The organism is Streptomyces sp. NPDC028298 (assembly GCF_055565895.1).
Genome location: NZ_JBVHTL010000004.1, coordinates 799,276 through 811,423 on the forward strand (window position 1 = coordinate 799,276; position 12,148 = coordinate 811,423).

At 70.6% G+C, this 12,148-nt stretch carries 10 protein-coding genes and 2 tRNA genes; 8 read left to right on the forward strand and 4 right to left on the reverse strand.

The window, feature by feature from the left end; translation table 11 throughout:
• Positions 1-121: 121 nt before the first annotated feature.
• The 4 genes from ACZ4TO_RS22535 to ACZ4TO_RS22550 all read left to right on the forward strand — a co-directional run bounded on the left by ACZ4TO_RS22535 (position 122) and on the right by ACZ4TO_RS22550 (position 3,697).
• Positions 122-1,237: an SDR family oxidoreductase gene (locus ACZ4TO_RS22535; RefSeq protein WP_328448447.1), complete on the forward strand. Its 1,116-nt coding sequence runs from the start codon at positions 122-124 to the stop codon at positions 1,235-1,237.
• A gap of 325 nt (positions 1,238-1,562) precedes the next feature.
• A complete protein-coding gene (locus ACZ4TO_RS22540) occupies positions 1,563-2,024 on the forward strand; it encodes a molybdenum cofactor biosynthesis protein MoaE (protein ID WP_468025045.1) in 462 nt (153 codons plus the stop codon).
• Positions 2,025-2,185: 161 nt separating this feature from the next.
• Positions 2,186-2,371: a hypothetical protein gene (locus ACZ4TO_RS22545; RefSeq protein WP_382787621.1), complete on the forward strand. Its 186-nt coding sequence runs from the start codon at positions 2,186-2,188 to the stop codon at positions 2,369-2,371.
• A 228-nt stretch (positions 2,372-2,599) separates the two neighbouring features.
• Positions 2,600-3,697, forward strand: a complete 1,098-nt coding sequence (locus ACZ4TO_RS22550) for a YlbL family protein (protein ID WP_382787619.1) — start codon at positions 2,600-2,602, stop codon at positions 3,695-3,697.
• A 114-nt stretch (positions 3,698-3,811) separates the two neighbouring features.
• On the opposite strand, the gene ACZ4TO_RS22555 is transcribed toward ACZ4TO_RS22550, so the two are convergent.
• Entirely contained in the window at positions 3,812-4,354 is a 543-nt protein-coding gene (locus tag ACZ4TO_RS22555; protein WP_468025046.1) for a PPA1309 family protein, read from the reverse strand.
• A 164-nt stretch (positions 4,355-4,518) separates the two neighbouring features.
• Here ACZ4TO_RS22555 and ACZ4TO_RS22560 point away from each other — a divergent pair, with 164 nt between their 5' ends.
• The 4 genes from ACZ4TO_RS22560 (at position 4,519) to ACZ4TO_RS22575 (ending at position 9,892) form a co-directional block, all read left to right on the forward strand.
• Positions 4,519-7,506 (forward strand): UPF0182 family membrane protein, encoded by a 2,988-nt coding sequence (locus ACZ4TO_RS22560; protein WP_468025066.1) that lies wholly within the window; start codon positions 4,519-4,521, stop codon positions 7,504-7,506.
• Between the two features lie 42 nt (positions 7,507-7,548).
• Positions 7,549-7,622 (forward strand) — tRNA-Met (locus tag ACZ4TO_RS22565).
• 226 nt (positions 7,623-7,848) lie between these two features.
• A complete protein-coding gene (locus ACZ4TO_RS22570) occupies positions 7,849-9,699 on the forward strand; it encodes a tetratricopeptide repeat protein (RefSeq protein ID WP_382787615.1) in 1,851 nt (616 codons plus the stop codon).
• A 119-nt stretch (positions 9,700-9,818) separates the two neighbouring features.
• A tRNA-Met gene (locus ACZ4TO_RS22575) sits at positions 9,819-9,892 on the forward strand.
• 240 nt (positions 9,893-10,132) lie between these two features.
• Here the strand turns inward: ACZ4TO_RS22575 and ACZ4TO_RS22580 are convergent.
• From ACZ4TO_RS22580 to ACZ4TO_RS22590, 3 genes are all read right to left on the reverse strand, one after another.
• Positions 10,133-10,555 carry a Fur family transcriptional regulator gene (locus ACZ4TO_RS22580; protein ID WP_382787613.1) on the reverse strand — a complete coding sequence of 141 codons (423 nt, stop codon included), beginning with the start codon at positions 10,553-10,555 and terminating at the stop codon, positions 10,133-10,135.
• Between the two features lie 170 nt (positions 10,556-10,725).
• The gene (locus ACZ4TO_RS22585) at positions 10,726-11,118 is read right to left on the reverse strand and encodes a CBS domain-containing protein (protein ID WP_382787611.1); all 393 of its coding nucleotides are present in this window, start codon (positions 11,116-11,118) and stop codon (positions 10,726-10,728) included.
• Between the two features lie 491 nt (positions 11,119-11,609).
• The gene (locus ACZ4TO_RS22590; protein ID WP_468025047.1) at positions 11,610-12,116 is read right to left on the reverse strand and encodes a hypothetical protein; all 507 of its coding nucleotides are present in this window, start codon (positions 12,114-12,116) and stop codon (positions 11,610-11,612) included.
• Positions 12,117-12,148 lie beyond the last annotated feature (32 nt).

The window sequence follows — 12,148 nt, forward strand, 5'->3', positions numbered from 1 at the left end:
ACACCTGAACCCGATCGGGCCTCGGTGCTTCGCCGACTCGTCGCCTGCGGCAGGATGGATGCCACCTGGTAGGGACGCGTCACACGCGTCCATTACTGAAGACAACCGCTGGAGACGCCCGGTGAGTTCCCCAGATCCGCAGGTTCGCGCAGCGCGAAACCACTCAACCAGCCCAGCCTCGCGCGGCCCCGTCGTCGCGGTCACCGGCGCGGCGGCCGGTGTGGGCGCGCTGCTCACCGAGCGGCTGGCCGCCAGCGAGGAGATCAAGCGGGTCGTCGCCATCGACGAGCGGCGCGGCGAGTGCGCCGACGCCGAGTGGCACATCCTGGACGTCCGGGATCCCGCGATCGCCGAGAAACTGCGCGGGGCGGACGTCGTGGTCCATCTGGCGCTCGACCTCGATCTGGAGACGGACGCGGCCGCCCGGACGGCGTACAACGTCCGCGGGACGCAGACCGTGCTCACCGCCGCCGCGGCCGCCGGGGTCCACCGGGTCGTGCTGTGCACCTCCGCGATGGTCTACGGGGCGCTGCCCGACAACGAGCTGCCCCTCTCGGAGGACGCCGAGCTGCGGGCGACGGCCGAGGCGACGGGTGTCGGCGACCTGCTGGAGATCGAGCGGCTCGCGCGCCGCGCGCCGCGGGCGCACCCAGGCCTGAACGTGACCGTCGTACGGCCCGCGGTCCTCGTCGGCGGCGGTACGGACACCGCCCTGACCAGGTACTTCGAGTCTCCCCGGCTGCTCGTGGTGGCGGGGTCGAGGCCCGCCTGGCAGTTCTGTCACGTCGAGGACCTGTGCGCCGCGCTGGAGTACGCGGTCGTCGAGAAGGTCGAGGGCGAGCTGGCCGTCGGGTGCGACGGCTGGCTGGAGCAGGAGGAGGTGGAGGAGCTGAGCGGGATCCGGCGGATGGAGCTGCCGTCCGCGGTCGCGCTGGGCGCCGCCGCGCGGCTCCACCGGATCGGGCTCACCCCTTCGCCCGCCGGGGACCTCGCCTACACGATGTACCCCTGGGTGGTGAGCGGGAGCCGTCTGCACGACGCAGGGTGGCGGCCGCGCTGGACCAACGAGGAGGTCCTGGCGGAGCTGCTGGAGGAGGTCGCGGGGCGGCACACGGTGGCCGGCCGGCGGCTGGGCCGCAAGGACGCGACCGCGGCGGGCGCGGCCGGCGCGACGGTGGCCCTGCTCGGCGCCGCCGCGGTGGTCCGCCGGGCCCGGAAGGCCCGGCGCAGGTTCTGACACCGGCGCGGCACCATTGCGGCAACCGGGTGAAAGCCGCCGGGGGGCGGGTCCCCGGCGGGGCGTACGGGGCCGGGGGCGGGCCGTGCTGTGCCGCCGTCCCGTGCCGTGCCGCGCTGAACCGAGCTCCGCCGGGTCCGAGCGGGATCGCCCCCCTCGCTCCGCCGCGCCGGTCTGAACCGGCCCCCCTCGGGGCGCGGATCGAGCCGCCCGCCGGGGGTCCGGACGGGCGCGCGCCTACTGGAGGAGGCTCCAAGTGGGGAGCGTGTGTGCCGGGGGAAAGGTGTATTCCTCGGGGTCGGCGGGGTGCGGCACGATGGGGGGCATGGCACCTACCAATGACCACCCCGGTGAGCGGGCCGCGCAGGACCCGATCCGGCTGCTCGCGATCCGCGACGAACCGCTCTCCCTGGACGAGGTCTTCAAGGCGGTGGGGGACGAGGCCGCCGGGGGCACCGCGTTGTTCGTGGGAACCGTGCGGAATCACGACGGGGGCGCCGACGTCGACGCGCTCGGCTACTCGTCCCACCCCACCGCCGAGGCGGAGATGCGCCGCGTCGCGGAGAAGGTGGCCGCCGCCTATCCGGTGCGGGCCATGGCCGCCGTGCACCGGGTGGGCGACCTGCGGGTCGGGGACCTGGCCGTGATCGTCGCCGTGTCGTGCCCGCACCGCGGCGAGGCCTTCGAGGCCTGCCGCATGTTCATCGACGACCTCAAGCACGAGGTGCCGATCTGGAAGCACCAGAGGTTCTCCGACGGCACGGACGAATGGGTCGGCGCCTGCTGAGACGCGCCCGGAATGCCCGGGCCCCGGAACCCGTGGGGGCCCGGACGAACCGATACCGCCGTCCGGTTGCGTAACCGGGGCCCTGCCGTGAGCGTTGACACTGCGGATGGTTAATCTGCTGATCAGTCAGTTGCGGTCGCTCATGGGGTTGGGAGGTCGACATGGCGGCGCTTGCCTGGTTGCTGATTCCGCTGGTGGCCGCGATCGGTGCCGGTCTGTGGGGCAGTTGGGCCGGTCGGAATCGCAAGGCCGCGGGAGACGGTGTCGAGCTCGCCGGATACACGCGCTTCCGTGAGGCCATGGAGCGGACGGACGTACGGGAGAAGTCCCACTCCGACGCGGTCTGAGGTCGACGGTCCGTCCCTCGCGCGTGGACACGACGTGTCCAGGCGTTCGAGGGGCCGTACCGCGGACCCGGTCCGCCGGGACCACGCTCCGGGCGGTCGGGAACCCTGCGGAACACGGCACGGCAACGCCCGGAACACGGCATTCGCGCCGTTCGGACGTGTTCCGGGGCCACCACGTACGGACGGCCCCGACGGTGCGCTTACACCACCGTCCCGTACTGTCGTTCCATGCCACGCCGCACCGCGACGATGCTCGCCTCCACTCTGATCCTGATCGCGCTCCTGTGCGCGGGAGTGTTCATCAAAGTGCCGTACTCGGAGATGTCACCGGGTCCCACGGTGAACACACTGGGTGATCACGACGGCGAGCCGGTGCTGCAGATCTCCGGCCGCAAGACGTACCCGACGACCGGGCACCTGAACATGACCACGGTCCGGGTCACGAGCGCCGACTACAACATGAACCTCGTCGAGGCCGTGTACGGATGGCTGGCGCACGACAGCAAGATCGTGCCGCACGACACGCTGTACCCGGACGGCAAGACCGAGCAGCAGTCGACGCAGGAGAACGCCGAGGAGTTCAGCCAGTCCCAGGAGAGCGCCAAGGTGTCCGCCCTGAAGGAGCTGGGCATCCCGGTGAAGTCCTGGGTGATCGTCTCCACCGTCGTCAAGGACTCCCCGTCCGAGGGACGGCTGCACGCCGGTGACGTCATCAAGGCCGTCGACGGGACGGTCGTGAAGGCGCCCGACGACGTCGCGAAGCTCGTCACCAAGCACAAGCCGGGCGAGAAGGTCGTGTTCACGATCGTGCCCGCCAAGGAGCAGGCCGCCGCCACGAAGGAGCACACGACGGCGACCGCGACCAAGGACGTGGCGATCACCACGGCCAAGTCCGACGACGACGGCACCGACCGTGCCATCGTCGGGATCTCGGCCGGGACCGACCACACGTTCCCGTTCACGATCGACATCAAGCTCGCCGACGTCGGCGGTCCGAGCGCGGGTCTGATGTTCTCGCTGGGCATCGTCGACAAGCTCACTCCGGGGAACCTCACCGGAGGCAAGTTCGTGGCCGGCACCGGCACGATCGACGACAACGGCAAGGTCGGCCCGATCGGCGGCATCGACATGAAGACGGTCGGCGCGCGCAACAAGGGCGCCCGGTACTTCCTGACGCCCAAGGACAACTGCGCCGAGGCCGCCAAGGACACCCCCGGCGGACTCAGGCTCGTCAAGGTCGACACCCTCGACGACGCGATGAAGGCCCTCAAGGACATCAGCGCGGGCCGGACCTCCGACCTGCCCAAGTGCTCCACCAAGGGCTGAGGAACACCGCCCGGGGCCCGAGGGCCGCCGATCGAGGGCCGAAGGACACCGCTCGTCCGTGACCGGGGGCGCTCCGCGACACGCGGGGCGCCCCCGGCCACGTCCGTGCGCCGATCAGTCCGCGAACGTCGCCGACAGCGCCTCCGCGAGGCCCGGGACGAGACCCGCGCCCGTGAGTACCTCGGTCGCCGCGTCCTTCTCGCGCAGCCGCAGCGCCGAGTCGCGGGTGCCGTCGCGCAGGACACCGACCGTCATGCGCACCTCCTGCCGGTCCGGGTGCGAGGCGACCCACTGGGTGAGCTTCTTGCCGCTCAGACCCTCCGGGACCGAACCCTCGGCGGACGGCGGCAGCATCAGCCGCTCGACGGTGAGCGCGCAGCCGACGACGGCGTCGGGCCAGGCGATGGTGCCGAGGAACTCGTCCAGCGGCTTGCCGGCGGGGATCTCCTCCTGCTCGACGGGGGTGAGACCGATGGTCTCCTGTTCGTGCTCCAGGCCGAGCTGAGCGGCCAGGCCGGGTTCCTGGGACCGCAGCCGTGCGGTGTCTACGAGGGCGAAGAGGCGGGCGGGCTGGTCCCAGCCGAGGCCGGATGCGTACTCGTCGATCTCGAGTACGGCCCGGGTCAGGGGGCTCGCTGCCATGGGAGTGTTGGACATGGTCACAATCCTGCCTCGTTCGTGACCTGAATCGGGAACCGAGTAAAGCGTGAGTAAGTTGCATAGATGAGGCTCCCCGATCACGGAGCCTTGCTGACGGTCCACCGACATGGGGGCCTGACGGAAACGACAGCGACTTCGAGGTGCGCACCTTGGCTTTCCAGATGCCGGACCGCGGCGGAGGCCCGACGGGGTCACGGATCAGAGTGGGCCGGCCGTCCCGGCGTGTCCGGACCCTGCTCATGACACTGGGCGTGCTGGCCGTCCTGGCCATGGCGTTCGTCATGTTCGCGGGGTTCTGGACGGACTGGCTCTGGTACCGCTCGGTCCACTATTCGTCGGTCTTCACGACCACCCTGTGGACGAAGATCGGGCTCTTCTTCGTCTTCGGTCTGCTGATGGCGGCCGCGGTGGGCTTCAACATCTGGCTGGCGCACCGGCTGCGCCCGCCGCTGAGCGCCATGTCGATGGAGCAGCAGAGCCTCGACCGGTACCGCATGGGCATCGCGCCCTACAAGCGCTGGCTGCTGCTCGCGATCACGTCCCTGGTGGGGCTGATCGCCGGCGCGTCCGCCTCGGGCCAGTGGCGCACGTGGCTGATGTGGGTGAACGGAGTCCCCTTCCACCAGAAGGACCCCCAGTTCCACCTCGACGTCTCGTTCTACGCCTTCGACCTGCCCTGGTACCGCTTCCTGCTCGGCTTCGGCTTCGCCGCCGCCGTGCTCTCGCTGATCGCCGCGGCGCTCACGCACTACCTGTACGGCGGTCTGCGGATCACCAGCCCCGGAGCGCGTGCCACGGCCGCGGCCACCGGACACCTCTCGGTGCTCCTCGGTGTCTTCGTCGCCCTGAAGGCGGTCGCCTACTGGCTCGACCGGTACGGACTCGCGGTGAAGTCCAGCGACTTCAAGGCGACCGGCAACTGGACGGGTCTGCGGTACGTCGACGCGAACGCGTACCTGCCCGCCAAGACGATCCTGTTCTGCATCGCGGTCATCTGCGCGCTGCTCTTCTTCGCGACGCTGTGGCGGCGCACCTGGCAGCTCCCGGTGATCGGCTTCGGCCTCATGGTGCTGTCGGCCGTCCTCATCGGCGGTCTGTACCCCGCGATAGTCCAGAAGTTCCAGGTCGAGCCCAACGAGCAGGCCAAGGAAGCGCCGTACGTCGAGAAGAACCTCAAGGCGACCCGCGAGGCGTACGGGATCGACGGCACGGTCGTGCAGGACTACGCCGGGGCGAGCGACACCAAGGACAAGGCCGAACTGCGTGACGACGCCGACACCGTCGCGAGCATCCGCCTGATGGACCCGAACATCGTGTCGCCGACGTTCCAGCAGCTCCAGCAGGTGCGGAACTACTACGGCTTCCCGTCGAACCTGGACGTCGACCGGTACAGCAAGGACGGCAAGGAGCAGGACACCGTCCTCGGTCTGCGTGAGCTGAACCTGGCGGGCATCCCGAAGAACAACTGGATCAACGACCACTTCCGTTATACACACGGATACGGCGTCGTCGCGGCCAAGGGCACCACGGCCGACAGCGAGGGGCGCCCGGTCTTCACCGAGTACAACCTGCCGTCCAAGGGCGACCTCGGCTCGTACAAGCAGCAGATCTACTACGGCGAGAAGACCAGCCAGTACTCGATCGTCGGCGGTCCCCAGAAGGAGATCGACTACTCCGACGACAGCGGTGAGAAGACCACCAGCTACAAGGGCAAGAGCGGGGTCAGCCTCGCCAGCCCGGTCAACCGTGCCGCGTACGCGGTGGCGTTCGGCGAACCGCAGATCCTGTACTCGGGCGCGATCGGCGAGGGTTCGCGGATCCTGTACAACCGCACGCCCAAGGAGCGGGTCGAGGCGGTCGCCCCCTGGCTGACCATCGACGGCGACGCCTACCCGGCGGTCGTCGACGGGAAGATCCAGTGGATCGTCGACGCGTACACCACCACCAACGGCTATCCGTACGCCTCGCGCACCACGCTCGGCGACACCACGGCGGACTCGCTGACGGCGGCCAACAACCAGCGCGCGGTGGTGGCCCAGCAGAACCAGGTCAACTACATCCGCAACTCGGTGAAGGCGACCGTCGACGCGTACACCGGAGCGGTCAAGCTCTACCAGTGGGACACCAAGGACCCGGTCCTGAAGACCTGGATGAAGGCGTTCCCGGACACGGTGGAGACGAAGAAGTCGATCTCGCCGGAGCTGATGGCCCATCTGCGGTATCCGCAGGACCTGTTCAAGGTCCAGCGCGAGCTGCTCACCCGCTACCACGTGAAGGACGCCCAGACGTTCCTGAGCGGCAGCGAGGTGTGGCAGGTCCCGGACGACCCGACCAACAAGTCGGGCAGCGCGGTGCCTCCGTACTACCTGAGCATGAAGCTGCCGGGGCAGTCGTCGCAGGCGTTCTCGCTGACGACGACGATGACACCGAACGGCCGGGACAACCTCAGCGCGTTCGTGTCGGTCAACGCCGAGGCGGGGACGCCGGGTTACGGAAAGATCAGCGTTCTGAAACTGCCGACCGGCAGAACGGTCGACGGGCCCAAGCGGGTGCAGAGCCAGTTCAACTCCGAGCCGTCCATCGCCGAGTCCATCAGGCTCCTCAGAGGCGGCGACTCGGAGGTCGAGTACGGCAACCTGCTGACCGTGCCGCTCGACGGCGGACTGCTCTACGTGGAACCGGTCTACGTCCGCGGTGGCGACCTCAAGTACCCGCTGCTGCGCAAGGTGTTGGTGACCTACGGAGGCAGCACCGCCTTCGAGGACACCCTGGGACAGGCGCTCAACAAGGTGTTCGGGGCGGAGAGTTCGACCTCGCCGCCGGACGAGAGCACCACGAAACCGCCGACGTCGAGCAACCCGACGGTCCAGGCCGCGCTCGCCGACGCCCAGAAGGCCTTCGACAAGGGCCAGGAAGCCCTCAAGAAGGGCGACTGGAAGGCGTACGGCGAGGCGCAGAAGGACCTCGAGGACGCGCTGAAGCGGGCCGAGGACGCACAGACCAAGGCGGACAAGACCGCCGGCGGTTCCGGTGCCGACAAGTCGGCCGACAAGAGCACGGACAAGAGCACGGACAAGGCCGGCAGTCCCAGCGCCGGCCCCAGTCCGAGCGGCAGCCCGAGCAGTGAGAAGAGCCCGGGAAGCGGCTGATCAGAGGCCGTCCCGCGCCGTGGTACGGTTGAGTCACAACGGCGCGGGGTGGAGCAGCTCGGTAGCTCGCTGGGCTCATAACCCAGAGGTCGCAGGTTCAAATCCTGTCCCCGCTACTCAAGTCGAAGGCCCGGATCCAGTTCATGGATCCGGGCCTTCGACGTGTGACGCCACGCCGGGGTGCGCCGGTGACCTGCCGACTCGTATCAAGTGCTACGACATGCGAGGGGAGTTGAGCGTTCTGTGTTTGACTTGTCTCTCTGTGGGCATGTCGACAAAACGCTGAAGTGACCTCACTGGCTGCGGTATACCAGGTGTACCCAGGTAGCAGGTGGTGCGACGATGGACGTTATGGGGGACAAGGCAACTCTGTTGGATACAGGGCGGTTTGCGCAGCCTGCCGACTTTGAGCAGCCTGCGGATCTCACGCAGCCTTCCGACCGGGACGAGACCGGCGAGGCTGCCGAGGAGGCGCGCCAGTGGTCGGCCGCGGAGGCCGGCGACGTCGAGGCGCAGAGCGTCCTCGGGGCCATGCTGTTGCGCCGCGGCGATCTCGACGCGGCCGAACCGCAGTTGCGCGCGGCCACCGCCGCGGGGGACCGTGCCGCCGCCAACAATCTGGGTGTCCTCCTCTACCAGCGCGGATACGCCGACGAGGCCGCCGGATGGTGGCGGATCGCCGCCGTCGCCGGCAGCGCCGCCGCCGCGCACGCGCTCGGCCGGCACCACCGCGAGCGCGGTGACGAGCCCGCCGCCGAGTACTGGCTGCGCCAGTCCGCCGAACAGGGCCACGCCCTGGGCGCGTACGCTCTCGCCGATCTGCTGGAGCATCGTAGCGACGTGGGTGCCGAGCAGTGGATGCGGGCCGCCGCCGAGCGCGGGCACCGCGAGGCCGCGTACCGGCTGGCGCGCACGCTCGACCGCAAAGCCCTGGATTCGGGCGAGGCCGTGGGCGACAACGGTGTCATCGGCGCCGCGGGACAGGCCGCCGAGCAGTGGTACCGGCAGGCCGCCGCGCGCGGGCACCGCAGGGCCGCGCTGCACCTCGGGGCCATCCTGGAGAAGCGCGGCGACCTCAAGGAGGCCGGGCGCTGGTACCTGACCTCCGCCAAGGACGGCGAGGCGCGTGCCGCCTGCGCCCTCGGGTTCCTGCTGCGCGACGCGGGCGACCCCGACAGTGCCGCCGTCTGGTGGCTGCGGGCCGCCCAGGACGGGGACGGGAACGCCGCCAACGCGCTGGGCGCGCTGCACGCCGAGCGTGGTGAGACCCAGACCGCCGAGCGGTGGTACCGCGCCGCGATGGACGCGGGCGACGTGAACGGCGCGTACAACCTCGGGCTGCTCTGCGCCGAGCAGGGGCGGACCGCGCAGGCCGAGCAGTGGTACCGCAGGGCCGCGTACGCCGGTCACCGCGAGGCCGCCAACGCCCTGGCGATCCTGCTGCTCCAGGTCGGTGACGCGGCCGGGGCCGAGCCCTGGTTCTCCAAGGCCGCGGAGGCCGGCAGCGTGGACGCCGCGTTCAACCTCGGCATCCTGCACGCCGGGCGCGCCACCGAGAGCGACGACGCCGCGGCCCTGCGGTGGTACGAGCGCGCGGCCGCGGCCGGTCACACGGAGGCGGCTCTCCAGGTCGGTATCGCACGGCTGCGGGAGGGCGACGAGCCCGCCGCCGAGCGGCATCTGCGGTGCGCCGCGGGAGGGGGCAGCGCCGAGGCCGCCTACCGGCTCGCCACCGTGCTCGACGCCCGGCGGCCCCCGGTGCCCGCGCACGAACTCGGGGAGCCCGCGCAGGAGAAGAGCGAGTGCGAGGAGTGGTACGAGCGGGCCGCGTCCCAGGGGCACCGGCGTGCGCAGGTGCGGGTCGGGATGCTGGCCGCGGCGCGGGGCGACGTGGTGGAGGCGGCGCGCTGGTACCGCGAGGCCGCCGAGGCCGGGTCGCGCAACGGCGCCTTCAACCTCGGGCTGCTGCTGGCCCGCGAGGGCAGTGAGCCGGAGGCGGCGCTGTGGTGGACCCGTGCGGCCGACGCGGGCCACGGACGGGCGGCGCTCCGGCTGGCGCTCGTGTACGCGCGGCGCGGGGAGCTGGCCGAGGGCCAGCGCTGGGCCGACCGGGCCGTGTCGCTGGGCCCGCCGGAGGTCGCGGAGCGGGCGGCACGGCTGCGGGACGCCTTGCGCGAGGAACTGTCGGCGTGAGGACGGGACGCTCGGCGGCCGGTCGAGCCTGACGTCGACCGGCTGCGGAGTGGCCATCCGGACCCCCTGTTAATGGATTTGCGCGGGCCACGTTCTTGACGTACTGTTCAGTTCATCGACGCGGGGTGGAGCAGCTCGGTAGCTCGCTGGGCTCATAACCCAGAGGTCGCAGGTTCAAATCCTGTCCCCGCTACTGAAGGCCGAGGGCCGGAATCCGAAAGGGTTCCGGCCCTCGGTTCGTTTGCAGAGTTGTGCGGAAACGCGGGAGCGAACAGTGAACCGCGGAGGCGAGCAGCGAACGCGACGGCGAGCGGCGAACCGCGGAAGCCAATGCGGCAGCAGACAGTGAACCGCCGGAGCGAAGCATCAGGGGACAGCGGAGGCCGGCTCCCCTGAGGGGCCGGCCGTGTGGACCTCGGTGTGCCGACAGGCCCTAGGCAGCGACGGCCGCGCAGTCGGGGCAGACGCCCCGGTACGTCACCTCGACGTCCGAGACGGTGAAGCCGAAACGTTCCGAGTCGGGGAGGTCGCCGAGCGGGTTGCCGATCGGGTGGACGTCGCGGATCGCCCCGCATCGCGCGCACACCAGGTGGTGGTGCGGACGGTGCGCGTTCGGGTCGTACCGCTTGGCGCGCTTGTCCGTGGCGACTTCCAGCACCTCGCCGAGCGAGACCAGCTCACCCAGCGTGTTGTAGACGGTCGCCCGGGAGATCTCGGGCAGCTTGGCGACGGCGCGGGCGTGCACCTCGTCGGCCGTCAGGTGGACGTGGTCGCCGTCGAGGACCTCGGCCACGACACGTCGCTGCGCGGTCAGGCGCCATCCGCGTCCGCGCAGTCGTTCCAACAGGTCACTCATACAGGTCAGCGTAACAGCAGGTGAACCAGATCCCGAACAGGTGTGATTTTAGATCTTGCCCTGACTTGGACAATGTCCACGGCTGTCACGAGCTACGAGCGCCGTGTTCCTGCGGCGGACGGCGGGCCTGAACCCCTCCGGTCCGGAAGGGGTTCAGGCCCGCCGGGGGATCAGGCCGGTACCTGCTGCCGGACGGGGGCCCAGCAGCGGATGATGTCGCGGACCGAGACGATGCCCAGCGGTCCGCTGCCGTCGAGCACGATCAGATGCCGGAAGCCGCCGTGCGACATCGCGGCCGCGGCCTCCTCCAAGGTCCAGGTGGGCGCCGCGAAGACGACGTCGGTGGTGGTGTGGCTGCCCGCGGTCTCCGAGTCCGGGTTCTGGCCGTGGGCGAGGGAGTTGAGGATGTCGCGCTCGGTGAGGATGCCGAGGCCGGAGGAGTCCTCGTCGAGGACCACCGCCGCGCCGACGTGACGTGCGGACATCAGACGGGCCGCCTGTCGGAGGGTGTGTGTCGGGCCGATGGTGAGGACCACCGTGCTCATGGCGTCGCGGACGAGCATGGTCTGGAGCCACCTCCTCGGTGAGCCGCGGGCTCTCCGGCTCCTCCGGGGAGCACAAAGAGAAGCGGTTCACAAGTTCACAAGTGGGGGAGCTCTCAGAGTCGCAGTTAAAGAGAGGGTCAACAAGGGGGCGCGTGCCGCGAGTTCGGGGGCGCCCGGGGTTGCTCATCAGTCCCGCACTCGGACAGGGCTGCTCAGACGCCCCGTGGACACCGGCGGGGGCGGTTCAGTTGTCCGGCCCCCGGACGAGTTGTCCAGCGGGCCGTGACCACGTGCCGTGCCCCGGGGCCGGCCCGCATCGCCCGCCGCGCGCCCGGTCGGGCTCGGTACGGGCTCGGTACGCACTCGGTCGGTCACGGCTCACCGTGGCCCGACGCGTCACGGAGTCCGGCTCACCGTGGCCCGACGTGCCACAAAGTCCGGCTCCACCCACCGACGCGCCCCGGAGTCCGGCTCACCCTGCCCCGACGCGCCGCCAGGCCCCCCCCCGTTCACTTGAGCCCGAGCTTCACGACCAGGCCCCCCGTCCGCGCCACCTCGTTCGTGATCTCCGTCTTCCCGTGCAGGCTGATCCGCACCGAGTACGAGGCCGAGCCGCCCGGCACCCCCCGTACGGCCACCGGGAACACGCACCGCGCGAAGGCGTCGTAGACGCCGCTTCCCAGCGACCCGGTCGCGACGACCCGGCCCGCCGAGTCGAAGACGGTCACCGGGGCGCCCTTCGCGAGGTCGCCGTACTCGTGATCGCCGGCGCACGACCCCGAGGCTCCGGGATCGCCCGCGACCTGCACCTGTCCCACCAGCGTGAACGCCGGTTCGTCGGCGGGCCCGGACAGATTCCAGGCCAGCGCGACGGCACCCGCCCCGATCACGATCCCGGCGGCCAGCCAAGCCGCCGCCCGGGCTCCAGGCGACCGGAGCCCTCGCCCGGATCCGGAGGCCGACGGCGACACGGTGGGCAGCGGAGCGGGCCGCTCGGCGAGCGATTCCTCAGGCATGTCCGCAGCATCGCATCGCGCGACCGCGATGT